The sequence below is a fragment of the Micromonospora sp. DT68 genome, assembly GCF_049847245.1.
Taxonomy (GTDB): Bacteria; Actinomycetota; Actinomycetes; order Mycobacteriales; family Micromonosporaceae; genus Micromonospora; species Micromonospora profundi.
Genome location: NZ_JBNCNZ010000026.1, coordinates 1 through 25,608, shown reverse-complemented (window position 1 = coordinate 25,608; position 25,608 = coordinate 1). Strand labels below are relative to the sequence as shown.

The 25,608-nt window shown below is 70.5% G+C and carries 20 protein-coding genes; 4 read left to right on the top strand and 16 right to left on the bottom strand.

All coding sequences use genetic code 11. The features are described from left to right. Positions 1-87: 87 nt before the first annotated feature. Positions 88-1,191, top strand: a complete 1,104-nt coding sequence (locus ACPXB1_RS28885; protein ID WP_355627935.1) for a hypothetical protein — start codon at positions 88-90, stop codon at positions 1,189-1,191. 67 nt (positions 1,192-1,258) lie between these two features. Here ACPXB1_RS28885 and ACPXB1_RS28880 read toward each other — a convergent pair whose 3' ends face one another. Genes ACPXB1_RS28880 through gmd form a run of 3 tightly spaced genes read right to left on the bottom strand, consistent with a single transcriptional unit; the run spans position 1,259 to position 4,592 of the window. After that, the gene (locus ACPXB1_RS28880) at positions 1,259-2,458 is read right to left on the bottom strand and encodes a DegT/DnrJ/EryC1/StrS family aminotransferase (protein WP_355627933.1); all 1,200 of its coding nucleotides are present in this window, start codon (positions 2,456-2,458) and stop codon (positions 1,259-1,261) included. Beyond that, positions 2,380-3,582 carry a glycosyltransferase gene (locus tag ACPXB1_RS28875; protein ID WP_425736052.1) on the bottom strand — a complete coding sequence of 401 codons (1,203 nt, stop codon included), beginning with the start codon at positions 3,580-3,582 and terminating at the stop codon, positions 2,380-2,382. Before ACPXB1_RS28875 ends, ACPXB1_RS28880 begins: the two co-directional genes overlap by 79 nt. Next, entirely contained in the window at positions 3,579-4,592 is a 1,014-nt protein-coding gene (gene gmd, locus ACPXB1_RS28870; protein ID WP_167945084.1) for a GDP-mannose 4,6-dehydratase, read from the bottom strand. Before gmd ends, ACPXB1_RS28875 begins: the two co-directional genes overlap by 4 nt. A gap of 290 nt (positions 4,593-4,882) precedes the next feature. Here gmd and ACPXB1_RS28865 point away from each other — a divergent pair, with 290 nt between their 5' ends. Then, entirely contained in the window at positions 4,883-6,028 is a 1,146-nt protein-coding gene (locus ACPXB1_RS28865) for a glycosyltransferase (protein WP_425736051.1), read from the top strand. A 41-nt stretch (positions 6,029-6,069) separates the two neighbouring features. On the opposite strand, the gene ACPXB1_RS28860 is transcribed toward ACPXB1_RS28865, so the two are convergent. From ACPXB1_RS28860 to ACPXB1_RS28850, 3 genes are read right to left on the bottom strand one after another with little or no spacing between them, the layout of a single operon-like run. Beyond that, positions 6,070-6,984 (bottom strand): dTDP-4-dehydrorhamnose reductase family protein, encoded by a 915-nt coding sequence (locus tag ACPXB1_RS28860; RefSeq protein ID WP_355632555.1) that lies wholly within the window; start codon positions 6,982-6,984, stop codon positions 6,070-6,072. Further along, positions 6,981-8,300 (bottom strand): glycosyltransferase family 4 protein, encoded by a 1,320-nt coding sequence (locus tag ACPXB1_RS28855; RefSeq protein ID WP_355632552.1) that lies wholly within the window; start codon positions 8,298-8,300, stop codon positions 6,981-6,983. The genes ACPXB1_RS28860 and ACPXB1_RS28855 overlap by 4 nt, the downstream gene beginning before the upstream one ends. Next, positions 8,297-9,331 (bottom strand): polysaccharide biosynthesis protein, encoded by a 1,035-nt coding sequence (locus ACPXB1_RS28850; protein ID WP_355632561.1) that lies wholly within the window; start codon positions 9,329-9,331, stop codon positions 8,297-8,299. The genes ACPXB1_RS28855 and ACPXB1_RS28850 overlap by 4 nt, the downstream gene beginning before the upstream one ends. A gap of 299 nt (positions 9,332-9,630) precedes the next feature. Here ACPXB1_RS28850 and wecB point away from each other — a divergent pair, with 299 nt between their 5' ends. Further along, positions 9,631-10,743: a non-hydrolyzing UDP-N-acetylglucosamine 2-epimerase gene (gene wecB, locus ACPXB1_RS28845; RefSeq protein WP_355632549.1), complete on the top strand. Its 1,113-nt coding sequence runs from the start codon at positions 9,631-9,633 to the stop codon at positions 10,741-10,743. Positions 10,744-10,771: 28 nt separating this feature from the next. Here wecB and ACPXB1_RS28840 read toward each other — a convergent pair whose 3' ends face one another. The 7 genes from ACPXB1_RS28840 to ACPXB1_RS28810 all read right to left on the bottom strand — a co-directional run bounded on the left by ACPXB1_RS28840 (position 10,772) and on the right by ACPXB1_RS28810 (position 20,131). Further along, the gene (locus ACPXB1_RS28840) at positions 10,772-11,419 is read right to left on the bottom strand and encodes a NeuD/PglB/VioB family sugar acetyltransferase (RefSeq protein ID WP_355632546.1); all 648 of its coding nucleotides are present in this window, start codon (positions 11,417-11,419) and stop codon (positions 10,772-10,774) included. 67 nt (positions 11,420-11,486) lie between these two features. Beyond that, entirely contained in the window at positions 11,487-13,358 is a 1,872-nt protein-coding gene (locus tag ACPXB1_RS28835) for a polysaccharide biosynthesis protein (RefSeq protein WP_425736050.1), read from the bottom strand. A 191-nt stretch (positions 13,359-13,549) separates the two neighbouring features. Continuing rightward, positions 13,550-14,668: an NAD-dependent epimerase/dehydratase family protein gene (locus ACPXB1_RS28830; RefSeq protein WP_355632541.1), complete on the bottom strand. Its 1,119-nt coding sequence runs from the start codon at positions 14,666-14,668 to the stop codon at positions 13,550-13,552. Next, complete coding sequence (locus ACPXB1_RS28825) at positions 14,637-15,671, bottom strand: MraY family glycosyltransferase (RefSeq protein WP_355595332.1); 1,035 nt, start codon at positions 15,669-15,671, stop codon at positions 14,637-14,639. The genes ACPXB1_RS28830 and ACPXB1_RS28825 overlap by 32 nt, the downstream gene beginning before the upstream one ends. A 285-nt stretch (positions 15,672-15,956) precedes the next feature. Further along, on the bottom strand, positions 15,957-16,427 hold the full coding sequence (locus ACPXB1_RS28820; RefSeq protein WP_355595330.1) for a hypothetical protein: 471 nt from the start codon (positions 16,425-16,427) through the stop codon (positions 15,957-15,959). Positions 16,428-16,449: 22 nt separating this feature from the next. Continuing rightward, complete coding sequence (locus ACPXB1_RS28815) at positions 16,450-17,334, bottom strand: aminoglycoside phosphotransferase family protein (RefSeq protein ID WP_355632558.1); 885 nt, start codon at positions 17,332-17,334, stop codon at positions 16,450-16,452. Between the two features lie 364 nt (positions 17,335-17,698). After that, positions 17,699-20,131 (bottom strand): Tex family protein, encoded by a 2,433-nt coding sequence (locus ACPXB1_RS28810; protein ID WP_425736049.1) that lies wholly within the window; start codon positions 20,129-20,131, stop codon positions 17,699-17,701. A gap of 143 nt (positions 20,132-20,274) precedes the next feature. Between ACPXB1_RS28810 and ACPXB1_RS28805 the strand changes: the two genes are divergently transcribed. Then, a complete protein-coding gene (locus tag ACPXB1_RS28805) occupies positions 20,275-21,786 on the top strand; it encodes a deoxyguanosinetriphosphate triphosphohydrolase family protein (protein WP_355595326.1) in 1,512 nt (503 codons plus the stop codon). Positions 21,787-21,843: 57 nt separating this feature from the next. Here the strand turns inward: ACPXB1_RS28805 and ACPXB1_RS28800 are convergent, their stop codons facing one another. The 3 genes from ACPXB1_RS28800 to ACPXB1_RS28790 all read right to left on the bottom strand — a co-directional run bounded on the left by ACPXB1_RS28800 (position 21,844) and on the right by ACPXB1_RS28790 (position 25,439). Further along, the gene (locus ACPXB1_RS28800) at positions 21,844-22,977 is read right to left on the bottom strand and encodes an MBL fold metallo-hydrolase (RefSeq protein ID WP_355633166.1); all 1,134 of its coding nucleotides are present in this window, start codon (positions 22,975-22,977) and stop codon (positions 21,844-21,846) included. Between the two features lie 98 nt (positions 22,978-23,075). Continuing rightward, complete coding sequence (locus ACPXB1_RS28795) at positions 23,076-24,077, bottom strand: serine hydrolase (protein ID WP_355595322.1); 1,002 nt, start codon at positions 24,075-24,077, stop codon at positions 23,076-23,078. 177 nt (positions 24,078-24,254) lie between these two features. Next, the gene (locus ACPXB1_RS28790) at positions 24,255-25,439 is read right to left on the bottom strand and encodes a zinc-dependent alcohol dehydrogenase (protein ID WP_355633169.1); all 1,185 of its coding nucleotides are present in this window, start codon (positions 25,437-25,439) and stop codon (positions 24,255-24,257) included. Positions 25,440-25,608 lie beyond the last annotated feature (169 nt).

Here is a 25,608-nt window from a genome sequence, read left to right as displayed (position 1 = left end):
GCACCCGCTCTGCTCGTCGGCGGGGTGTCCAGCGCGGGGAACTTCCTCCTCGCTATCACGATCACTCGGCTCGAGTCGGTTGGCGGCGTGGGGCATTTCGCTGTCGCCTTCTCGTTCTACATCCTGGTGTCCGGGCTTACGCGGGCGATGGTCACCGACTCGGTCCTTGCCGCCGCAGGGCAGGCGGATGTCGCCGCCTCCGCGTCCGCACGGGTCACCACGGTGAGCACCGTGGCGGCGGTGGCGGTCGTCGCCGCCGGCCTCGCGACCGGCTCGGCCTATCTGACGATCGTCGGAGCCGCCCTGCCAGGGTTGGCGCTCTACGACTACGCCAAGGCGGTCAGTCTCGGGATCGGGTCACCACGGATCGCCTGTCTCCAGGAGATTGGCTGGGCCGCGCTTGTGGTCGCCGTCGCCGTGCCCGGCCTGCTCCACCTTGTGCAGCCGGCGGTCGTGTTCGCCGGTTGGGCGGGCGGTGGCGCGCTGGTCGGGCTCGTCACCGCATGGCGCCAGGGCTTCCGGACGTTCCCGCGCTGGCGGACGGACCGGGCCGAGACGCGTGTCGCGGCGAGCTTCGGCGCTCAGTTCCTTGTCACCACCGGCTCGGCGCAACTCGCTCTCACGGCGGTGGCAGCCACGGCGGGAACGGCAGTGGTCGGCGCGCTGAGCGCCGGTCGAACCGTGCTCGGGCCTGTGAATCTCGTCGTGTCCACAGCCTCGGCGCTCGTGCTTCCCCACCTGCGGCGGAGCCACGCCGCCCCGGCTGCGGCCCGGATGCGCGCGGCCATCCGGCTCACAGTGCTGGTGACCGGGGCCGCCGCACCACTCGCGCTGGCCGTGGCGGTGCTACCCGATCGGGTCGGCCTCGCGGTGCTGGGCGGCAACTGGGAGATCGCGCAGATGCTGCTGCCCCTGCTCGTGGTCGAGAGCTTGCTGGCGGTGCCTGCCGTGATCGGCTTCGCCGGGGTACGGATCGAGGGGGCCGGTGGCCGAGCGTTGCTTGCCGGCGCCGTGCTGGGCGTGCTGCGGGTGCCTGTGGTGGTCGCCGGCGCGGTGCTGTTCGGCGCCCTCGGAGCGGCCGCCGCGTTGGTGGTCATGGCGCTGCTCAGCGGGGCGCTCTGGTGGCGCAGCTACCAGGTGCTGCTGCGACGCCACGACGCCCGGCGGCGGCTGGTGCCGCAGCCCGCCTGATCCGTTGCCGGCCAGGCGGGCCGCATGCCTCAGTCGCCCGTCCAGGGCTGTGGCGCGTCCGCAGTGCTCACGATGCGATCGTCTCGACAGCGGCCCGGAGGCGTTCACAGATCACCTTGACGTCGCCGTCGTCCAGGTCGGCGTACGTCGGCAAATTGATGCCCCGCCGGCTCAGGTCGTCGGTCACCGGGCAACTCACTCCGTCCTCCCCATACGGAGGTAGGTCCGGGATCGGGACGAAGAACGGGCGGGTCTCGACGCCGAGGCGGTCCAGTGCATGGGCCAGTTCGTCCCGCAGCGGCTTCGCGCCGCTCTCACCGACCAGGAAGGACGCCATCCACGGGGCGCGCTGGACGTTCGCGGCGACCGGCTGTGGTCGCAGCAGAGGCAGATCCGCCAACTGCTGCTCGTACGACGCGATCACCCGGTCACGCCGCTGGATGATCTCGTCGGCGCGTTCGAGTTGCGCGCAGAGCACCGCGGCGGCCAGGTTCGTCAGGCGGTAGTTGTAGCCGACGACCGGGAACCAGTACCGGCGCTGCGGATCCATCCCCTGGTTACGCAGCAGGCGCATACGGTCCGCGAGCGCTCGGTCCGACGTCGTCACGCACCCACCCTCGCCGGAGGTGATGACCTTGTTGCCGAAGAACGAGAAGGTGGTGGCGTCTGCCAGGGACCCGGTGGGCAGCCCGTCCAGGGTCGCCCCGAACGACTCGGCTGCGTCGCTCACCAACAGCAACCCATGCTTGTCGCACATCGTCCGCAGGGCGGAATAGTCGGCCGGATGACCGTAGAGGTCGACGGCGAGGACGGCCCGTGTGCGGGGACCGATGGCCGCCCGTACCTGGTCCGGATCGATGCACCAGGTGTCGGCCAAGACGTCGACGAACACCGGCCGGGCCCCGCAGTAGACAACGGCGTTGGCTGTGGCGACGTAGGTGAGAGCGGGAACGATTACCTCGTCGCCCGGGCCGATGCCGGCCGCCGCGAGAACGAGGTGCAGGGCCACCGTGCCGTTGCCGACCGCCACCGTGGAGCTGGCACCGCAACGCTCGGCGAACTGGTGCTCGAACCGGTTGAGGTACGGGCCCTGCGAGGAGATCCAGCCACTGCGGAGCGCGTCGAGCAAGTAGCTCTCCTCAAGCTCCGACAGGCACGGTCGTGCCACCGGATATCGGCCCGCCGTACTCACCGCGTCTCTCCGTTGGCCAGCGCGGTGGCGAAAGGGGAGCGGGGTATCGGGCCCGGTCGTCCGGCGGCGACCCATTCCAGGACGGCAGCGTAGTCGCTCGCAGTGTCCGCCCAGGTACGACCGGCCAGGCGGCCGTTCGCCCTGCGGGACGCCGTCGCGTAATGCTCCCGATTGGCCCGCAACCGCCGGACGGCGTCGGCGAGGGCCACCGGGTCCTTCGCGCTGAACACGGCCGCGTCGGCGCCGGTGAACTCCAATTGGGCCCGCAGCGGGTCCGCGTCCGCGCACGCCACCGGAAGGCCCCAGCTGAACGCCTCGAGGATCGCGCCGCTCGCGGCCTCCCACAGGGACGGCACCACCACGGCCTCGGCGCGGGCGTAGAGCTTGTTGAGCTCGTCGAGCGTCACGAACCCCGGGAAGGTCACCCGGCCCCGCAGGTCGGGACGGGCGGCGCGGGCCAGCAGCCGGGTGGCCTCGGGCTCGACAAGCGGGCCGGGGCAGACGAGCCGGCATTCGGGTAGCAGCGCCATCGCCTCCAGCAGCGTGGCGTGGTTCTTGTGGGTGGCTGTCGATGACGGATAGAGCAGCAGGCCCGGTTCCGGGTCGGACAGCAACCTGTCGGGTGCCGGCTGGAACGTGGGCGGCGGTATGAGGGCGACCCGGTCCGCCGCCTCCGGGAAGAGCGTCAGGACCTCGCGGTACGGGTGGGGCCACGACACGACCACTGCGGAGGCGTGGGCGACGTTCTCCCGCACCACCTCTCCGAATCCTGGCGAGCTGAACTCGGCGTCCAGGTGGCGCAGGTCGTGCACCACCACCACCGACGAGCGGGCCCGCGCCGGAGCACAGTGGAACGGAAACAACACGACGTCGGAGTCGTCGCGGGCGGGGCGGGCCCGTTGCCGCAGCGCGTTCACCGTTCGCCGCAGGGCTACCGATTCGCGAACCCGGTCCGGTGTCCAGCCGCGCAGAATCCGCCCGTAGCGGTTGTCCGACCGCAGCGGCATCCCGACCTCAGTCCAGGAGAGCCGGTCGTGGGGCACTCGTTCCCGCCAGGCGTCGAGCGTTCCGCGCAGGACGTTCACGTGCAGATCGTGGGAGGTGGCGGTCACGAGCCCGTCCAGCAGCCCGTAGGTGAACGCCTCGACTCCGGCCGCGTGCGCGGGGCGGATCGGAGTCGCCTCGATCGTCACCTTCATCGGTCCACCCGCACCAGGCGGCCCATTCGCTCGTCCTCGAGCAACTGCCGGTCGGCGTCCACCATCACCCGGACCAGGTCCGGGAAGAGCGTCTTGGGTGCCCAGCCGAGCGTCCGGCGGGCCTTGCTGTAGTCGCCGATGAGGGCGTCGACCTCCGCCGGACGGTAGTACACCGGGTCGGTTGCCACGTGCTTTTCCCAGTCGAGCCCGACGTGGGCGAACGCGGCCTCGACGAACTCGCGGACGGTGTGCCCTTCGCCGGTGGCGACCACGTAGTCGTCGGGCTTGTCCTGCTGTAGAGCGAGCCACATCGCTTCGACGTACTCCGGCGCGTAGCCCCAGTCCCGGACCGCTTCGAGATTGCCCAGGTAGAGCGTGTCCTGGATGCCGGCCTCGATCCTGGCCACCGCCCGGGTGATCTTGCGGGTCACGAAGTTCTCGCCCCGGCGTGGCGACTCGTGGTTGAAGAGGATTCCGTTGGCGCAGTACATGTCCCAGGATTCCCGGTAGTTCACCGCCGACCAGTAGGCGTAGACCTTGGCGCAGGCGTACGGGCTGCGGGGGTGAAACGGCGTGTCCTCCCGCTGCGGCGGCGGGGTGGAGCCGAACATCTCCGAGGAGGACGCCTGGTAGAACCGGCAGCCGATGTTGGCCGCGCGAGCCGCTTCCAGCATCCGCATGGCGCCGAGCCCGGTGACATCGGCGGTGTAACCCGGAATGTCGAAGGACACCCGGACGTGGCTCTGCGCGCCCAGGTTGTAGATCTCGTCGGGCCGGATGTCGCGGATGAGCGTGGTCAGGGAAGCCGGGTCCGACAGGTCGCTGTAGTGCAGGAAGAGCCGCGCGTCGTTCTGCCGCGGGTGCACGTCGATCCGATCGATTCGCTCTGTGTTGAAACTGGATGACCGCCTTTTTATTCCGTGCACCGTGTAGCCCTTGTTGAGCAGAAGCTCAGACAGATAACTGCCGTCCTGCCCGGTGATCCCTGAAATGAGCGCTACTCGCGACATGCGTCCCTCTCGAGGTGCCGATACCTCCGGTGGCGTTCGAAGAAAACCGGAGGACTGCGTCAATTCCTTATACCGGATGCGTGGTTCTTTTCCCGTGGTTTCACATATTCGGCCAGTGGTGGTCCTCATCGCTTTCGCAAATCGTCACCCCGGCTCGGTCTCATTCGTTGACCTTTCCGGCCCGGGCGCTCCCGCCGGGTTCAGCCGAGAGCCGGGAGATCGCCATGGCGTACGACGCGGACCGGTTTGCAACGTCGCCAGTTGACGCGCCGGATCCGTACCGGGTGTTGGTGACTGCCGATTACTTCGAGCCCGGCTACCTCGCGGGTGGGCCGATACGATCCGTCTCGTCGCTGATGGACGCCGCGAGTCCCGCGATCGAGGGGACACTCGTGACCCGGGACCACGACCTCGGGGCTCCCGAGTCGTTTCCCGGCCTGTCCGGCCGATGGGTCCAGCGTGGCCGGCACCGGGTGTTCTACCTCGGCGCCCGACGGCTCCGGCACTGGCGGCGGTTGTACCGCGAGCTCCGGGCCACTCGGTTCGACCTGCTGTACGTCAACAGCCTCTGGTCGCTCTTCTCGATCGTGCCCATCGTGGCGGCGAAGACGGGTGCCCTGCGGGTCGAACGCGTGCTGATCGCTCCGCGCGGTGAATGTGGCGTGGGCGCCCTCTCCATCAACTCGACGAGGAAGCGGATCTTCCTCGTCGGCTGGCGGTGGATGCTGAACGGCCAGCGGGTCTACTGGCACGCCACCACCGCTCTGGAGGCGGCCGACATCCGTCGGGTCGTACCGTCGGCCCGTATTCCGGTAGTGGTCGGAGCGGGGGGCCCCGAGCCGGTCGACCTGCCGCCCGCGCGGTCGTCCGGCCCGGCCCGGCTCGTCTTTCTCGGCCGCATCTCACCCATGAAGAACCTGGACCTCGTCCTCACCGCGCTGTCTGAGGTCAAGGGCCCTGTGGAATTCGACATCTTCGGTCCGACCGAGGACCAGGCGTACTGGCGGACCTGTCTGTCCCTGCTGGAGTCGTTGCCGGGAAACATCCGGGCGACCTACCGGGGAGCGGTGCAGCCGGACCAGGTGTGCGACGTCTTCGCCGGCCACGACGCCTTCGTCCTGCCCACTCGTGGGGAGAACTTCGGACACGTGATCGCCGAGAGCCTCGCCGTGGGCTGCCCGGTGATCTGCTCCGACCGGACCCCCTGGACACCGGTCCTGCGTTCCGGCGGTGGAATGGTGCTGCCCGACCTCACCGCAGAGGCCCTGCGGGACTGCATCGAGGAGTTCGTGGCCGCGTCGCCCGAGCAGCGTCATGCTGCCCGGATGGCGGCTTCCGCCGCATACCGCGACTGGCGCCAGCAGGTCGGGCGGCCCAGCGTCCTCGACCGTGCGCGGGAGGCGCTGACAAGGCCCCGGGCGTACGCCGGACGGTGAAGCCGACCGTGAGCGGTGCCGGGCCGGCGGCCCGGCACCGCTCAGGAACGTGCCGGCTGGGCGGTGCCGAGGGCCGCCGGAAGACGCCACTGGACCGCGCGGCGGTGCATCTGCACGATCATGTCCCGCCACTCCGGTGGCTGGTAGCCGGTCCGCTGCCGAAACGCGTCCGCTGACAGCGACCTGTCGCACCGGACCTGATCCGACGGCTCGATCCGCCCCGGCCACCCGTACACCTCGGCAACGATCTTCAGCAGCTCGTACTTCGAGATCGGCGCCGAGGCCACGTGGTAGAGGCCTGTGAGATCCGGGCGGGGCAGCACCACCGTACGCAGCATCGCGGCGAACTCGACGGTCGTCACCCCGCTGTAGATGGCCTGGGTGTAGCCGTTGACGGTCCCGCACTGGGTGAGGAACCAGTCCACCAGAGACCGGGCGGTGCCTAGTTCGTGACCGATGATCGAGGTACGCAGTGTCAGCGCCGGCGCCTGGACGGTCTCGCCGAGGAGTTTCGCGCGACCGTAGAGGTCGTACGGGTCGGGAATGTCCTGTTCCCGATAGTCGCCGTGCCTGCCGGAGAAGACGCAGTCGGTGCTCACCTGGACGAGCCGAATGCCCTGCGCCGCGCACTCCCGAGCGAGAACGTGCGGAAAGAGCGCGTTCACCGCGATGGTGTTGGGGGCGTCCTCGACGTCCGGGCGCTGCTTGATGACGCCCACGCAGTTGACCACCACGTCCGGGCTCAACTCGCCCAGGATCCGGCGGAGCGCACCCGGATCGGTGACGTCGATCCCCGGCGTGATCTGCTGCCTCAGGTGACCGGGGAACAGGGCCGGAGTCACGGACGTGCTGCGCGCACAACCGTAGACGTCCAACTCGGCGGCCTCGCTCAGCGAGCGCAGCAGGGTGTGGCCGAGCATCCCGGTCGCCCCGAGGATCAGCACGCGCTGCGTCATGGCGTACCCCCTGTGCCGCGGCCGCGGCGACGCCGGCCGGAGGAGGCCCGGATGATGCCGGCCAGCGTCCGCGCGTTGATCTCCTCGCTGAGGTGGGACCGGTAGTACGCGTAGCCGGCCCGGCCCATCGACCGCAGCTCGCCGCGTGGCACCTCGGCGGCCTGCCGGATGGTCTTCGCCAACTGGTGTGGGTCGCCCGCCGGGGAGCTGAAACCGGCACCCGCCTCGTGCACCACCCGGGCCGCGTCCCCCGGTGCGCACGTGACGATCGGTTGGGCGCAGGCGAGGATCGACTGGACCTTGCTGGGCAGCGTGAAGCGGAAGAGTTCCTCGTCGGCGAGCGCGACCAACTGCATGTCCGCGGCGGCCATGATGGCCGGCATCCGCTCCGGCTCCACCGGGTCGAGGAAGTGCACCGACCGGAGATTGAGGTCGGAGGCGAGCGAGCGCAGCCCGGCCTTCTCGATGCCGTCGCCCACCAGCACCAGGTGGATCGGCAGATCGCGCAGCTCGCCCATCGCCCGGACCGCGACGTCCAGGTTCTGGGCCGCGCCGTGGTTGCCGCCGTACATCAGCACGAACTCGTCGGACAGGCCCAGGCTGGACCGCAGCTGCCGGTCGGGCTCGCTGGGCCGCATGACCTTCTCGTCGGTCCAGCTGTAGACGACGGAGAGCTTGTCCTCGGGTACGCCGCGCGAGACCAGCGCGTCGCGCATCCCCGGCGACGTGGCGGTGATGTGGCTGGCCCACCGGTACGTCTGCTCGGTGTACCAGGTCAGGGCGGGTTCCGCGATACGGCGCTTTGCCCCACCGGTGAGGAAGCCGGTGGCGAAGACCGAGTCTGGCCAGACGTCCATCACCATCAGGACGTACGGCAGCCCCCAGCGGAAGCGCGCGTAGATGCCGGCGGCGGCGGCGGTCGCCGGCGTCGAGTAGATGACAGCCACGTCGGCGGACCGCAGAACCGAGGCGCCAAGGGTCGCGGCGGACGCCGCGTAGCTGGCGTAGTTGGCGACACGACGCACGGCGGACTGGTCATGACTCGGGTACAGCGGCACGCGTCGCACGGGGACGCCCTGGTGGACCTCCCGGGTACGCCGCCAACTGGAGTAGCCGTCGTGGACGTTCCCGGTGGGATAGTTGGGCACCCCGGTCAGCACCTCGACCCGCAGATCCTGCTCACTGAGCGATCTGGCGATCCAGACCGGAGTGGTGGTCGGCTCGGGGGCGAACCACTGGGTGACGAAGGCGACCCGGAGGGCGCTCTGCCCCGACCTGCCGCCCCCGGTGCGGGGGAGGCCCGTGTCCGGGCTCATCCGCGGCCCGCCGACGACAGGGACCGTACGGGGTCGAGGTGTTGCTGCACCTCGGGCAGGGTGAGTAGCAGTGCCATGATCTCCGGCACCGACAGTTGGGTGGTGTTGTCCGAGGTGTAGTCGACGCGGTGGTCGCTGGTGGTGTCGCCCTCTTCGAAGTACAGGGAGTAGTTCAGATCGCGGCTGTCGACCGGTACGCGCAGGAACTCACCGAAGTCCTCCGCGCGGGCCAGTTCCTCGTGGCTCGCCAGGGTCTCCGACATCTTCTCGCCGTGTCGTAGCCCCAGCACGTCGAACTTGGCCGGCACCTCGAACAGGTTGCACAGCGCCGTGGCCAGATCGCCGATGGTGCAGCCGTCGGCTTTCCGGATGAACACGTCACCGGGCTGGCCGTGCTGGAAGGCGTGCTCGACGAGGTCCACCGAATCCATCAGGGACATCAGGAACCGGGTCATCGTCGGCTCTGTCACGGTCAGCGGCAGGCTGTTCTTGATCTGGTGGATGAACAGCGGGATGACCGAGCCCCGTGAGCACATGACGTTGCCGTAGCGGACCGAGCAGACCCTGGTGTTGGCCCGGGGGTTGTTGCGGACGTGCGCCTGCGCAACCTTCTCCATGAGGGCCTTGGTCATGCCCATCGCGTTGACCGGGTAGACCGCCTTGTCGGTGCTGAGCATGACCAGGGCGTCGACCCCGTTGCGTTCGCAGGCGTCGACCACGTTGGCGCTGCCGAGGACGTTGGTGCGTACTGCCTCCAGCGGGAAGAACTCGCAAGAGGGAACCTGCTTGAGCGCTGCGGCGTGGAAGACGTACTCGACACCCCGCGTCGCCTTGTTGACGCTGTCGACGTCGCGGACGTCGCCCACGTAGAACCGCACGCGGTCGTCGAGCAGACGGATCCGCATGGCCTCCTGTTTGGCCTCGTCCCGGCTCAGAATGCGTACCTCGGTAGCACCAGCGTCAAGCAGCCGGGAAACCATCGTCTGACCGAACGACCCGGTCCCACCGGTGATCAAAACGCGTCGGTCCATAAGTGAGGACGACACATCTCCTCCTGTCTGATCCGCCGTTCACGGCGAAAGGTAGGGGACGGGATCAGAGAGTGACGATAGCGATCTAAGTGGCACGTCACTGCTGAAACGCCAATAATCGGTTTTTGATTCACGGAACCTGCGAAAAGAAAACTTGGTTCATACCGCGTTACGGTGCGGGTGTCGAGTCGTTGCTCCGCCAGAGAGGGCCCCTGTGGCGTCGCCCGTCGACAACGGCGAACGACGACGCGCCGGCCCAGCCGGGATCAACGCCGAAAGGGTGCCGAATGACACAGGTCATGACGGTCGTGGGAACGCGGCCCGAGATCATCAGGTTGTCGCGGGTCATCGAGCGGCTCGACCAGACAATGGATCACGTCCTCGTGCACACCGGACAGAACTGGGATCCGGCGTTGTCCGACGTGTTCTTCGACGAGATGAAGGTCCGCCAACCCGACCGTTTCCTTCAGGTCGACACCCATTCGCTGGGCCACGTCCTGGGCGCTGTCCTCGTCGGCACCGAACAGGCGATCACCGAGCTGCGACCGGACGCCCTCCTGGTGCTGGGCGACACCAACAGCGCCATCGCCGCCCTGATGGCCCGTCGGATGCGGGTGCCGGTCTACCACATGGAGGCGGGCAACCGTTGCTTCGACCTCAACGTGCCCGAGGAGACCAACCGCAAGCTCGTCGACCACGTGGCCGACTTCAACCTCGTCTACTCGGAGCACGCGCGGCGCAACCTGCTCGCCGAGGGCCTGCACCCGCGCCGGATCCTGCACACCGGGTCGCCGATGCGTGAGGTGTTGGACCACTACCGGTCCGAGATCGAACGGTCGACGGTGCTGCGGCAGCTTGAGATCGAACCAGGCCAGTACTTTGTGGTGAGCGCCCACCGCGAGGAGAACGTGGACCACCCCGATCGGCTGCGGCGGCTGCTGGACTGTCTGCGCGCCGTACGGGACCGGTGGGGTCTGCCGCTGCTGGTGTCCACCCACCCCCGGACCCGCAAGCGCCTGGAGGCCCTCGCGATGGACGACGCGGTGCTGGAGGGGATCGCCTTCCACGAGCCGTTCGGCTTCTTCGACTACGTCACGTTGCAACGGCACGCCCGCTGTACGTTGTCCGACAGCGGCACCGTGAGCGAGGAGGCGACGATCCTCGGATTCCCTGCGGTGACGCTGCGCGAATCGATCGAGCGCCCGGAGGCCCTGGACGTCGGCGGCATCGTGATGACGGGGCTCGACCCGCAGTCCGTCGTGGAATCGGTAGGCGTCGTTGTCGACCAGACCGCCGCCGGCGGGGTTCCCTGCCCGAGCGACTACCTGGTGGCCGACACGTCGCGGCGGGTCGTCGACTTCATCCTGTCGACCGTGCGCCGGCACCACGACTGGGCGGGCATCCGACGCTGACCCCGGTCGCCGCTTATCCGATGCCCGGCTACCGGGCCGGCGCACCCTTGACCGTCGTCGCGGCCGCGACGTCGCGGGTCACGACCGCTCCCGCACCAACTGTCGCGTCCCGGCCCACAGTGCGTCCCTGGAGCACCGCCGCTGTCGTACCGATCATCACGCCGGACTCGATCCGGCAGTAGCCGGACACCGCGGCCAGCGGGTTGACCGAGACGTGGTCGCCCAGCACGCAGTCGTGCCCGACCGTGCAGTTCTGGTTGAGGTGTACGTGCCGGCCGACGACCACGTTCGTCGTCACCCGTGCCCCACCGAGGGCTATCAACCCTTCCTCGAAGACACAGTCCGGGCCGATCTCGGCAGCGGGATGCACGAGCGTGGCCGCGGGCAGCCGATACGGTTGGAGCGCGAGATCCGTCTCCCGGCGCCGGCGCGGATCGCCGACACCCAGGGCGACGTGGGTGTCGGGCGACTGCCCGGCCAGCCACCGCGACGGACCGAGGAAGGGTACGTCGAGTCGCTGGACCAGCTTGACACTCGACTCCGTCGGGTAGTCGTCGACGAAGCCGAGAACCTGCCACACCGGTGCGCCCGAAGCGCGGGCGTTGATGGCCCGGACGATGCCGAAGATCTCCCGACCCATGCCGCCGGTCCCGACGATCACCACATCGGTCGTCACGTTCGTCCTTCCTCGCCAGCGCCCTCGAACGGCACCGATGCCGGCCGCCGCTGTCTCCGCGACCTGCTCAGCGGACCAGAGGCACCTGCGCCGAGTCGCGGATGATCGGTATGACCGGCTGAGCGCAGAGCAGGGCGAGTTGCTCGACGACCTTTGCCGGATCGTCGAAGGGGTCGATGCTTCCGGCCTCCATCGGGTCGAGCGCCGGAACGGCCACGTGCGACACCAGCGGGTGGAACGGCCGGGCGTCGATCTCGCCGGCGCCGAGCAGATCCTCGTGCAGCTTCTCGCCGGGCCGCAGGCCCGTGTAGACGATGGGCACCGAGCTGGAGGCGTGCTCGGCCATCTGCCGTGCCAGGTCGGCGGTGCGGACCGGCTCGCCCATGTCCAGCACCAGCGCCTCACCGTCGCGCCCGATCTCGGCGGCCTGGAGCACCAGGTGGACGGCCTCCTGGATGGTCATGAGATAGCGGGTGACGTCGGGGTGGGTGACGGTCAAGGGCTTGCCGTCCTCGATCTGTCGCTGGAAGGCGGTGACCACCGAGCCGCGGCTGCTCAACACGTTGCCGAACCGGACGCTGAGGAAGGTCCCCGGGAACCGGGATGCGGCGTGCGCGGTCAGCCGCTCGGTGATCCGCTTCGAGTAGCCGAGGACGCTGATCGGGTTGGCGGCCTTGTCGGTGGAGATGTTGACGAACTTCGCCACGTCCTGGCAGGCGTCAAGCACCGAGAGCGTGCCCCAGACGTTGGTCTTGACCGCCTCGCCCGGGTACTGCTCCAGCAGAGGCAGGTGCTTGAGCGCCGCAGCGTGGAAGATGATGTCCGGACGGCGTTCCCGGATGATCCGTCGCACCCCCTCGTCGTCGCGCAGATCTGCGAGGATCAGCTCCGGGCCGTCGAGCAGCGCCCGCCCGAACAGCGACATCTGCAGGCTGTGCAGAGCTGACTCGTCCCGATCCAGCATCATCAGCTCGCCCGGGTCGGCCTTCATCACCTGCCGGCAGAGTTCCGAGCCGATCGAGCCACCTGCGCCGGTCACCAGGATCCGCCGGCCGGTGAGACTGTTTTCGCTCATCGGCAGGTCACCGACCACCTGACGGCGGCCCAGCAGGTCACTGACCTGTACCTCCCGGACGTCGGTGACGGTGATCCGGTGGTCGACAAGCTCCCGTACCGGGGGCAGCACCTTGAACACCGCGCCAGCCTGGAGGGTGGCTTCGCGGATCTGGCGGATCAACGCGGCATCGGCGTTCGCCACCGCGAAGATGACAGTGCCCGCCCCGGTGCGCCGGAGCGCGGCGGCGATGTCGTCTCGGCCGCCGAGCACACGGACCCCCCGGATACGCAGGTCGCGCTTGTCCGGGTCGTCGTCGAGGGCGCCCACTGGCAGGTACCGGCCGCGCGGGTCACTGAGCATGGCCCGCAGCAGACCCTGCCCCGCGTCGCCCATCCCGAACAGCAGCACCGGTGTCGACGACCGTACGTCCGGCCGCATCGAGAGATCACGCCGGTGCCGGTACGTGAATCGGGCACCGAGCATGAAGAGCAGGGCGAGCGCGCCGCCGACGAGCGGGGTGCTCGCCGGTACCGGTCGGCCGTCGGACGACAGCAGGCCGAGCAGTATGACGGCGGCCGTCAGGATGGTGGTGCTGGCGACACCTTGGACCTCCTGGAGGCTGCCCAGTGGGTGCCGCCCGGAGTAGATCCGGCGTACCGCCGCCACCGCGAGGTGCAGGAACGCCGCGAGGGCGCCGACCCCCGCCGCCCGAGCCAGTTGGCTCGGGTCGAGCTGGAACTCGAACCGGGACCAGGCGGCCACGATGAAACCGCCGACCCAGCCGGTGGTGTCGGCGGCGAGGAACCCGAGCGCGCGGCGACGTGCCCTGGCCCGCCGCGCCCGCTGGCTCGCCCGCTCCGTGTGCTCCGTGTCCTGCGGCATGTCCTGGCTCCTGTCCGTCCAACCACTGCTTCCGCCGTTCGGCAAAAGAAGCTTCCGTGCCTTATGTCCTTGTTACACATCCGTTCGGAACGGATGTCGGCTTTCAACGGATTTGGGACAAGTTCAACCGCCCCTCCGGAAGCCCGCAGGCGTGTCGCGTTGGGCACGACACCGGGCGTCGGCGAAAAGAGCTACTTCGTCAGGTACGTCTCAGGCGTGTCGGCTCGGCCGGATCGGTCGGACGGTGCTCCGCTCATGTCGTGCCGCTGCGCTTCGCCTGCTCTCGGGCGCGCGACGCTGTCCACGCCGGCAGCGGACGTCTGTGGGCTGCCGGACGTCCTGAGCCGCTCCCACGCCTCGGGGCGCAACTGCGGCGCCAACCCCTGCTCGGCCAGCCAGCCGGGCACCTGCGGCTTGCCGAACAGGAGCATGTCCACGCGCCGCGCGTGCGCGTTGGCCCGCAGGCTCGTCTTCCCGTACGCGTTGATGCCGCTCGTCGCGTACCGCGCCAGCCGCGCGGGGACGTGCCGCGGCTCGCGGCCACCGAGCAGGCGGAGCAGGAGCCCTGTCGTCATCCCGTTGGGAGGTTGCAGCACGATGGGCGGCACCGGTCCGTTCACGAGGCCGAGATGGACGATCGAGGCGACGACGTCCTCGATGAGGACCTGTGGCGTCGGCGCGTCACCAGCTCCGGCGACGCAGCTCAACCGCGACTGGGCGAGCCGGACGAGCGCCCGGGTGTTCGGCCGGTCCACGTCGTGGACCCAGGTCGACCGGTAGATGACGGTGTCGATGCAGTTCTCGTGGAGCAGCATGCGTTCGCCGATCGCCTTGGAGCGCGAGTACGGGGAGAAGGGCATCGTCCGTGCGGTCTCGTCAAGCGCCAGCGCCCCCTGCGCTGCCGCCGAGCTGACGTGCACCATGCGCGTGGCGCCGATCAGGGCGCTGGCTCGGGCGACGAGGGTGGGCAGCAGGGCGTTGCCCCCGTACAGTTCCGCGCTGTCCGGCGCGGACCCGTTCGGCAACCCGGCCGTGTTGATCACGACCTGCGCGCCGTCGAGGTGTCGGGCGAGGTCGGCGACCGACTCGTCGTCCCGACCCGCGGGCACCGAATCGACGCGGAGGGCCTGTGCGAGCGGCCACGACAGGCGCGGCGCGGGCACCGTCTGGACCTCGATGCCCCGGCTGCGGAGCTCGGTGACGACCGCTCGGCCGACGAAGCCGCTGCTGCCGAGCACCGCGATCCGCTTGACCGGCTGGGGCCCGCGGCCGGCCAGGTCACCGACTCGGGGAGTTGACAGTTCTGGCATGGATCGGCCTTTCGTCTGTTGGGGGCCGGGACCGCTGGGCTGCGAGCCACGCGGGGGCGGCGAGATAGCCGGCGAGGATGGCGACGGCGGTGACATCGAGCGCGGCGCGGAGAACTGGCCCGCTGAAGGACGCGGCCACCAGGCAGGCGGCGACGGTTGCGCCGATGCCGGCGGTCAGCGCGGTGACCCGTTGATGTGACCACCCGCCGTCGGTCAACCGCTGGTAGGCATGGTTGCGGTGGGGGCGGTACCAGGCTTCGCCGTTGCGGATGCGGCGCAGCAGCGTCCAGCCGGTGTCGGCGAGGTAGAGGGCGAGCGGCGCCACGGCTGCCTCCGGCGGGATGCCGCGCACGATCGCGTACGCGGCGAGCGCGCCGAACGCGCCACCGAGGGCGTACGACCCGACGTCACCGAGGAACACACGGGCGACCCAGGCGTTCCACGGCAGGAAGGTCAGGGACGCGGCGGCGATCAGACTGCCGCTGGCGGTGAGCAGCGGAAGGTCCCGCAGCACGCCGAGGGCGGCGTACACCAATCCGGCGAGGATCGCGTGGACGGCCGAGATCCCGTTGATGCCGTCCATGAAGTTGAAGGCGTTCACGTAGGCGGTCAGCCACGCCGCGAGGGCGATGACAAGGGCCAGCTGGAGGTACGCCGGGTGGCCGCCCGGCACCAACGCCAGGCTCGTGGCCACGCCAACGAGCAACTGCATGAGCAGCCGGATCCGGACGGGGACGCCTCGGACGTCCTCCAGAAGGCCGATGGTCGCGAACAGCAGCAGCGGCACGGCGATCGACCGCGCGTGCTCGTTCAGGAGAATCGCGAGCCCGGCCGCCACGGCGACGCCTACGCCACCGCCGCGCGGGATCGGGGTGTCGTGCGAGGACCGATCGGACGGTATGTCGAGGACGGAGGCCGCGGTCAGCAGCCGGAGGATCAATGGTTGCAGCAGGGAGCCGACGATGAGCGCGAGCAGGATTCCGCCGGCAAGCGGAACGCTCACCGTGGCCTACTGGCAGCATGCGGCCGCCGACGATAGGGAGAAATCTGTATTAGATTCACTAATTGGACCTTCAGGTTTAACTGTCCATGCGGGGATAAATCAATCATAGGAGGTCGCTACTAGGGGCAAACGACCTTTACCTGTAATCGGTGCGCGACACGCAGCGGAAACTGCCCGCACGGAGGTCAGGGCGACCGGGCTTACGACCTGCCGGCTACGAAACGATCCGGCCCGCGTCGGAAAACCGACACGGGCCGGGGCGCGAAAAGTGTTCGCCGCCGCGCGCTAGCGAATGTCGGCGGCGGAATCCGACCTGGCGGGATCCGGCCCGTCCATGTCGTCGCCCAGCCGGCGGAGCAGCAGTGTCCGCAACGGGATCGACTCACCGTCGCGCCCACCCGCCCCGACGACCAGTGGCGCCGGACTGGGCTGGGGGTCGACGCCGAACAGCCACGCCCGCAGACCGCCCGACACGGTAAGCAGGTGGAAGCGGCCCGTCACGTCCACCGCCCGGGTGCCGGCCTGGTCGACGTACCAGCCGGTCAGCCCGGTCCGGTAGCGCCCGCGCCCGTCGTAGCCCCGGGCGACCAGCCGGGTGGTGGGCAGCCCGCGCCGGGTCGCCTCAGCCACGAACCAGGCCACCAGCTCCGCGGCCTGGGACTGCTCGGCGGCTCGCCGCCGCGCGTCCGCGTCGGCGTGCGCCCGCACGGCCCGCTGCCGCTGCTCCCGCCACTCACGGTCGTCGCCCTCGCCCACGAGCCGACGGTACGCGACTTACTCAGTCGAGCACGGCCCGCAGGGTACGCCGCGCGATGTCGGCCATCACCGGGTTGGTGTCGACGTAGTAGGGCAGGGCGTTTATCGCCTGTCCCAGCGCCCAGCCGCGTCCGCGTTCCCACGTCGCGTCGTCCACGCCGAGCGCCCGTCGGTAGGTCTCCCGCGCCCCGGCGTCGAGCAGGTTCCACGCCGGCATCAGGTCGACCGCAGGGTCACCCACGCCGACCGCGCCCAGGTCGATGACCGCGACCAGTCGTCCGTCGCGTACCAGGAGGTTGCCCGGCATCAGGTCGGCGTGGATCCACACGTCGGTGCGATCGTCGCGGGGCGTGTCCCGGCAGTGGGCCCACAGCTCGGTGAGCGCGACGGTGTCGGTGAGCCCGTCGCTCACGGCCAGGGAGGAACGCACGTCGGCGTCCTGGCCGGTCAGTGGCCCACCGCGACCGGTTCCCGACCAGGACCGGCCGCCGGTGTCAATGCCCCGCAGGGCGACCACGACGTCGGCGAGGTCACCGGCGAAGGCGTCCGAGCCGCCGACCCGGTCGGCCGCCGCGGTGTCGCCGGCGATCCAGCGGTACGCCGTCCACGGCCCCGGGTAGCCAGCGCCCGGCGCGCCGAGGCCGAGCGGCTCCGGCACCTCGACAGGCAGGTGCGCGGCGAGCAGCAGCGCGTGTTCCTGCTCCCGCCGCAGCTCGGCGCCCAATTCTGGATCGGCGGAGGGGCGCAACGGGAACCGCAGCACGATCTCCGTGCCGAGCCGGAACAGGGCATTGACAGTGCCGGTCGAGGCGAGCGGTCGCACCGGCAGTTCCTGCCAGTGCGGAAACTGCTCGGCCACCAGCGCGGCGACCACGTCCGCACCCACGTCGACCTGATCGGCGTGCATCTTCACCGCGCGATCCTCACCCGAAACCCCGCCGCCCCGCGATCCGTTTTCACCGCCGCCGCCGCCGCCGCCGCCGCCGCCGCCGCCGCCCGTGATCCGCGATCCGTTTCGCCGCCCGCCGCCGCGAGACGTGGCGGCGCCGCAGATCTTGGACAGTTTCCGTCAGCGCCTGACGGAAACTGTCCAAGATCTCGTGCGGCCCGCCGCTGGTGCGGTGCGGTGCTGTCATGGTGCGGTGCGACGGTGCGGTGCGGCGCGACGTGGCGGCGCGACGAGGTGCGACGCGACGCGGTGCTCTCGCGGTGCGGTGCGGTGCGACGGGCCGGTGCGGCGCGACGGGGACGGGGTGCCCTCCGGGCTCGGGTCAGGCCAGGCCAGCCCGGCGGAGGGCCTCGGCCATCGCGTCGTTGGCCGGTGCCGCGCCCTGCCGCTGCTGCCCGCCGCGCCCGCCCTGTCCACCAGACCCGCCCTGTCCACCAGACCGGCCCTGTCCGCCAGGCCGGCCCTGACCATCGGACCCGCTGCGTCCGCCCGGTCCGCCGGGTCCGCGTTGCGCAGGGCCGCCGCGCCCTTCCTGGCTGGTCCGGCCGCCGCGGCCGGCATCGGCGCCCGCCTCGTCCTCCAGGCGCAGGGTCAGCGAGATCCGCTTACGGGGTACGTCCACGTCGAGCACCTTGACCCGGACCACGTCACCGGACTTCACCACCTCGCGGGGGTCCTTCACGAAGGTGCGGGACATCGCGGACACGTGCACGAGACCGTCCTGGTGCACGCCGACGTCGACGAACGCGCCGAACGCGGCCACGTTGGTGACCACACCCTCCAGCAGCATGCCCGGCGTCAGGTCGCCGATCTTTTCCACCCCCTCGACGAAGGTGGCGGTGCGGAACTCCGGGCGGGGGTCGCGGCCCGGCTTCTCCAGCTCGGCGAGGATGTCGGTGACGGTGGGCAGGCCGAACCTGTCGTCGACGAAGTCGGTGGCCCGCAGCCCGCGCAGGATGGTGCTCCTGCCGATCACCGAACGGAGATCCTGGCCGGTGCTGGCGAGGATCCGGCGCACCACCGGGTATGCCTCAGGGTGCACGCTGGAGGAGTCCAGCGGGTCGTCGCCGTCGGGGATGCGCAGGAAGCCCGCGCACTGCTCGAACGCCTTCGGCCCGAGCCGGGCGACCTTCTTCAGGTCGGTACGCGACCGGAACGGCCCGTTGGCGTCCCGGTGCAGCACGATGTTCTCGGCCAGCCCGGCCCCGATCCCGGAGACTCGGGTCAGCAGCGGCGCGGACGCGGTGTTGACGTCCACACCGACCGCGTTGACGCAGTCCTCCACGACCGCGTCCAGCGAACGGGACAGCTTCACCTCCGACAGGTCGTGCTGGTACTGGCCGACGCCGATCGACCGTGGGTCGATCTTGACCAGCTCGGCGAGCGGGTCCTGGAGCCGTCGGGCGATCGACACCGCGCCGCGCAGCGACACGTCCATCCCGGGCAGCTCCTGCGAGGCGTACGCGGAGGCGGAGTAGACCGACGCGCCGGCCTCGGAGACCATCACCTTCGTCAGGTTGAGCTGCGGGTGCCGCTTGATCAGCTCGCCGGCCAGCTTGTCGGTCTCCCGCGAGGCGGTGCCGTTGCCGATCGCGATCAGCTCCACGCCGTGCGCCCCGGCCAGCCGGGCCAGGGTCTCCACCGAGGCGTCCCACTGCCGGCGCGGTTCGTGCGGATAGATCGTGTCGGTGGCGAGCACCTTGCCGGTGGCGTCCACGACCGCCACCTTGACGCCGGTCCGCAGACCCGGGTCCAGCCCCATCGTCGGACGGCTGCCGGCCGGCGCGGCCAGCAGCAGGTCACGCAGGTTGGTGGCGAACACCCGCACGGCCTCCTCCTCGGCGGCCTGCCACAACCGCATCCGCAGGTCGGCACCGAGGTGGATGAGGATCCGGGTACGCCAGGCCCAGCGGACCGTGTCGATCAGCCACCGGTCAGCGGGGCGGCCGGCGTCGGACACGCCGAACCGGCCGGCGATGGCCGCCTCGTACCGGCTCGGGCCGGTCGGTACGGCGTCCGCCTCGCCGGCCTCCTCCGGCTCCATCGTCAGGTCGAGCACGCCCTCCTTCTCGCCCCGGAACATGGCCAGGATCCGGTGCGAGGGCAACTTCGGGTACGGCTCGGCGAAGTCGAAGTAGTCGGCGAATTTCGCGCCGGTGGTCTCCTGACCGTCGCGTACCCGGGAAACCAGCCGGCCCCGCGACCACATCTGCTCGCGCAGCGTGCCGATCAGGTCGGCGTCCTCGGCGAACGTCTCGATCAGGATCGCCCGCGCGCCCTCCAGCGCGGCGGCGGCGTCCGCGACGCCCTTCTCCGCGTCGACGAACCCGGCGGCGGTGGCCTTCGGGTCCTGGCTGGGGTCGGCAAGCAGCGACTCGGCCAGCGGCGCCAGCCCGGCCTCGCGAGCGATCTGCGCTCGGGTCCGCCGCTTCGGCTTGTACGGCAGGTAGATGTCCTCCAGCCGGGACTTCGAATCCGCAGCCATGATCTGCGCTTCGAGGGCCTCGTCCAGCTTGCCCTGGCCGCGGATCGACTCCAGGACGGCCGCCCGCCGCTCGTCCAGCTCCCGCAGGTAGCGCAGCCGCTCCTCAAGGGTGCGCAGCTGGCTGTCGTCGAGCAGGCCGGTGGCCTCCTTGCGGTAGCGGGCGATGAACGGCACTGTGGCGCCGCCGTCGAGCAGTTCCACGGCCGCCCGCACCTGACGCTCGGCCACGCCGAGCTCGTCGGCGATCCGCTGATGAACAGACTGGGTCACGATCTCGATCCGCCTTCGACTCGATCCGCCTTCAAAGAGCGGGTACCGCCTGCATTCTGCCGGGCGCTCCCGCGCGCTGTCGTCGCACCCGGCCGGGCAGATCCGTCGACGGTCCCGGCCGGGCCTGCGCTAGCGTGGCGATCATGGAATCACCTGCGGGGCCGCGTACCCGGCGGCTCTTCGGCGGCAGCGCCCGCGCTCTCGGCGACCTTACGGCGAACCCGTTCCGCGCCGACCGGGACCGGATCGTCGCCTCGCCCTTCTTCGCCCGCCTCGGCGGAGTCACCCAGGTGATCAGCCCGGTCGGCTCCGGGCTGCTTGTGCACAACCGGCTCACCCACAGCTTGAAGGTCGCCCAGGTGGCCCGGTCGATCGCCGAGCGGTTGACCGCCGACGACAGGTGGCGTGACCTGCTTGACAGGCTCGGCGGCTGCGACCCGGACGTGGTGGAGGCAGCGGCGCTCGCCCACGACCTCGGTCACCCGCCGTTCGGGCACCTGGGGGAGCGGGTGCTCGACCGGCTGGCCCGCCAGCGTCTCGGCCTCGCCGACGGCTTCGAGGGCAACGCCCAGTCGTACCGGATCGTCACCAGCACCGAGATCCGCGGCGCGGCCACCACCGGCCTGGACCTGACCGCAGCGGTCCGCGCGGCCCTGCTGAAGTACCCGTGGACCCGGCTGGACTACCCCGACCCGCACCCCCGCCTGCTCGACCCGCCGCCGCGCGGTGCCACCCCGCCGCCGAACGACCCGGAGAGCGGCTCGTTGAAGTTCGGCGCGTACCGGACCGAGCTGGACGACCTGCGGCAGGCCCGGGAGCCGTTCGTCGGGCGCATCCCGGACTGGCAGCAGACCGTGGAGGCGTCCGTGATGGACACCGCCGACGACATCGCGTACGCCATCCACGACGTCGAGGACTTCTACCGCGTCGGAGTGCTCCAGCAGGGATCGGTCTCGGCCGAGCTGATGGCCTGGCAGCGCGAGAGCGGACACCTCCGGGCGATCACCGACGCGGCGCTTGCCAGCGCGTTCCGCAGGCCCGGCGCGGCGATCGAGCGACTGCGTCGGCAACTGCACCGCAAGGACGCCTGGATCGCCGACGACGATGCGTTCGCCGCCGCAGTCGAGCATGTTCGCGAGGAACTTGTCGACGGGCTGCTGGCGATGCCGTTCGACGGCTCCATCGAGGCGGAGCAGTACGTGTCGCGGTTCTCCGCCCGCTGGTCGACCCGCTTCGTCGAGGCGATCACGGTGACCGACCAGCCGTCGGTGCGCTCCGGCTACGTGCTGCTCGGCAGCGCGCAGTGGCACGAGGTGCAGGTGCTCAAGTTCGTGCACCACCGGTTCGTGCTGGCCCGCCCGGATCTCGCCCTGCACCAGCGTGGCCAGGCCCGACTGCTGGGCACCCTTGTCGAGGCGCTGTGGGAGTGGCTGCTCGACCCGGAGGAGGAGTCCCGGCTGCCCCGCCGGCTGCACGACCTCGTCGAGCTGGCCGAGGCGGAGCTGCACCCGCGTACCCCGGACCGGATCGGCAGAGCCCGGGGCCGGGCGATCGTGGACTTCGTGGCCCAGCTCACCGACGGTCAGGCGGTGGCCATGCTGGACGCCCTGTCCGGCCGGTCCGGCGCCCTCTGGACCGACGCGTTCGTGCTCTGAAGTGAAAGGAAGGGCCCCTTGTTAACGCCAGGCGTTAACAAGGGGCCCTTCCTTTCACTAGGCGATCGCCTGCCACCAGCCGTCAACGGCGGGCGGGTCGGCGACGACCACACGCTCGCCCGGGCGGGGCACCGCCAGCCGGACGTCGCGTGCCTTCGCCTCCGCCCACAGCCTGTTCACCGGTTCGGACCAGTCGTGCAGGGCCAGGTTGAACGTCGCCCAGTGCACCGGAATGAGCAGCCCGCCCCGGAGATCCTGGTGGGCGTCGACAGCCTCCTCCGGGAACATGTGGATCGTCGGCCACGCCTGGTCGTACGCGCCGATCTGGATCAGTGTCGCGTCGAACGGCCCGTACTCCGCGCCGATCGCCGCGTACCCGTCGAAGTAGCCGGAGTCACCGGTGTAGAAGACCTTGCGCCGGGAGCCGGCGACCACCCAGGAACTCCAGAGCGTGCCGTCGCGGCGCAGGCCCCGCCCGGAGAAGTGCTGCGCGGGGGTGGCGGTGATCTCCAGGCCAGCTACCCGGTGCGACTCGGCCCAGTCCAGCTCGATGATCCGCTCGGCGGGTACGCCCCAGCGGTCAAGGTGCGCGCCCACGCCCAGCGGCACCAGGAACGGCGCCGACTGCCCGGCCGTCAGCGCCTGCACGGTGGCCATGTCCAGGTGGTCGTAGTGGTCGTGGGAGATCAGGATGGCGTCCAGCGGGGGGAGCTCGTCCATGCGTACCGGGGGTTCGTGCAGTCGCCGTGGACCGACCAGCCCGGACGGCGAGCAGCGGTCGCTCCACATGGGGTCGAGCAGCACCCGTCGGCCCTCGATCTCGATGAGGGCTGAGGCGTGGCCGTACCAGATGACGGCGAGTTCGTCGGTGGCCTGCTGCGCGCTCGGGCGCAGCAGCGGCACTGGCGCTGTGGGCCGCCGCTTCTGCTTGCCGAAGATCAGCTCGCGGAGCAGGTTGCGGCCCGGGTCGGCGACCATCGTGCGGGTGCCGGCCCGGTTGTGGAAGGTGCCGTCGCGGAACTGCGGCGAGCGGGCCGCCCGTTCGGCGCGAGCGCCGCTGAGCCGGCCGCCGAGGGCCGCCGGCACGTCCCGGGCCACCCAGGCCAGGCCCGCCAGCGCGGCCAGCCCTGCCGTGCCTCGCAGCAGTCGCCCGAGCGACCGTTCACCGTCCGTACGATCCGCTGGCGCCATCGCCGTCCCTCCGCCGTGTCCGCACTACACGGTAGTCACCCGGGACCGGTTGCGCCGGGGCGGGCCGATCGCCGTGCGACGTTCGGCCCGCCACCAGGTCAGCCGCCGTTGCTGGGGCGTCGGGCGGTCGTCCGGTACGCCGTGCCAGTGCCGCTGAGCCGGTCCACAGCGGCCAGGAAGCGGGGACCCATCGAGGCGCGGGCCTGCACGGCCGGGTGGGTGGCGCCGAAGTCGTCCGGGTTGGCCTGCCCGTCGGCGAAGAGCGCGTAGGTGAGCACCGCTGCTCCGGACCGGTCGAAGATCACCCCTGCCTCGTGCCGCGCGTCGGCGAACCAGCCCGCCTTGGTGGCGATGCGCGCCCGGTCGTCGGAGGACATGGTGCGCCGGATGCCGTCGGTGAACGCCACAGGCGAGCGCAGCAGCCCGAGCAGGAACGTCGTCGACGCCGGCGAGAGCAGGCTGCCCCCGACCAGGGCGCGCAGCAGGTCGTGCGTCTCGCGCGGGGTGCTGGTGCCCAGGAAGAAACGGTTCGGGTTGGCGACCGGCTCCACCTGTGTGTTCGGGAAGCCCTTGGCGACAAGGATGGCGTTGAGTTCGGCGGCCGGGCAGACCGACCCGCACAGCCGCACCGCCGTGTCGTCGGAGACGGTGAGCAGATTCGCCAGGACGTGGCCGAGGGTCACGCTGCTGGGGTACGCGCCGTCCAGGCTGAAGATGCCGTCACCACCGGGTACGACGATGGCGGCGGTCACCTCCACGCGCTGGTCCAGGGCGAGCAGCCCCCGGTCGACCTTGTCCAGCACCGCAGTGGCCACCGCGATCTTGTTGACGCTGTACGCCTCGATCCGCTGGTCGGCCTGGGCCGTCACGGCGACCACCGGCGGGCCGTCCGGGCGGGCCACGCTGACGTACGCCTGCCAGTTGCCGCCGGCCTGCGTGCTGAACTTGGTGTAGCTGGCGGCGACCCGGCGTGCGGCCCGCGCGGGGGTGGTCGGGGCGACCTCGGCGGCGCTCGCAGGTGTCACAGTGCCGAGCACTGTGCCGGCGGTGGCCACGGTGCCGAGCCCGAGCGCTGTCCTGCGGTTCAGCCGGATAGTCAATCTTCTCTCCCGTCGTGCGGCGCCGGAATGCTTGCCGGCCCACCACACTATGCGAGTTGATCGATACACGGTGTCCCCGGATTCCCGCTCAGCCGAGCCCTCGGCGCGGCGCGGCACCGACCGTCCAGACCCGCCCGGACACGTGCCGGGCGAGCCGCCGCAGGTCAGGCTGATGGCTCACGGAGCGAGAACGACCTTGATGCAACCGTCCTCCTTCTTCTGGAACATCTCGTACGCCCGCGGTGCGTCGCTCAGCGGCAGACGGTGGGTACGCAGGTCCTCCACGCCCAGGGGATCGTCGTCCCCGGAGAGCAGCGGCAGGATCTCGTCGGTCCACCGGCGTACGTGGCACTGCCCCATCCGCAGCTGGATGCCCCTGTCGAACATCTCCATCAGCGGCATCGGGTCGGCCTCGCCACCGTAGACGCCGGAGAGGGAGACGGTGCCGCCACGGCGCACCCCCTTGAGCGCGGCGTGCAGGACGGAGAGCCGGTCCACACCGACCCGGTCGGTCATGGTCTGGGCCAGCTTGTCCGGCAGGAGACCGGCGGCGGTCTGGGCCAGCTTGCCGGCGGGCGAACCGTGTGCCTCCATGCCGACGGCGTCGATGACGGCGTCCGGCCCGCGCCCGTCGACAAGGTCGATCAGCGCGCTGGGCACGTCGGACATCTCGCTGACGTCGAGCACCTCGATGCCGTGCCGGCGGGCCAGTTCCAGCCGCTCGGGCACCAGGTCCAGCCCGATGACCCGGCCGGCGCCGAGGTGACGGCCGATCCGGGCGCAGAACTGGCCGACCGGCCCGAGCCCGAAGACGGCAAGGGTGCCGCCGGGCGGGGTGTCGGCGTACTTCACGGCCTGCCAGGCGGTGGGCAGGATGTCGGACAGGTAGAGGTAGCGCTCGTCGGCCCCGCTCTGCGGGATCTTGATCGGTCCGAAGTGGGCCTGCGGGACACGCAGGTACTCGGCCTGGCCGCCGGGCACCGAGCCGTAGAGCGAGGTGTACCCGAACAGCGAGGCGCCCTTGCCCTCGCCTGTGACCTGGGTGGTCTCGCACTGGGCGTAGAGCTGACGCTGACACATCCAGCAGCTGCCGCAGGAGATGTTGAACGGGATCACCACCCGGTCGCCGGGCTTGAGCCCTGTCACTCCGGACCCGACCTCCTCGACGATGCCCATCGGCTCGTGGCCGAGGATGTCACCGGGCTTCAGGTACGGCCCCAGCACCTCGTACAGGTGCAGGTCGGAGCCGCAGATCGCGGTCGACGTGATCTTCACGATCGCATCGGTGGATTCCTCGATCCGGGGGTCCGGCACCTCTTCGACTCGTACGTCCCGCTTGCCCTGCCAGGTCAACGCCTTCATGTCTGACTTTCCTCCTTCGGTCCCTGCCCTTTCTGCTACCCGGGCTCGGAGGTTTGAACCGGCCGCACGTCGCCGGGTGGCCGCCGCGGTTCAGAGGGTGGTTTCGCCGTTGAGGCCGAAGTAGTCGTGCCATTTGGTGCTGGGGGCGAAGGTGGTGCCGGTGGAGAGG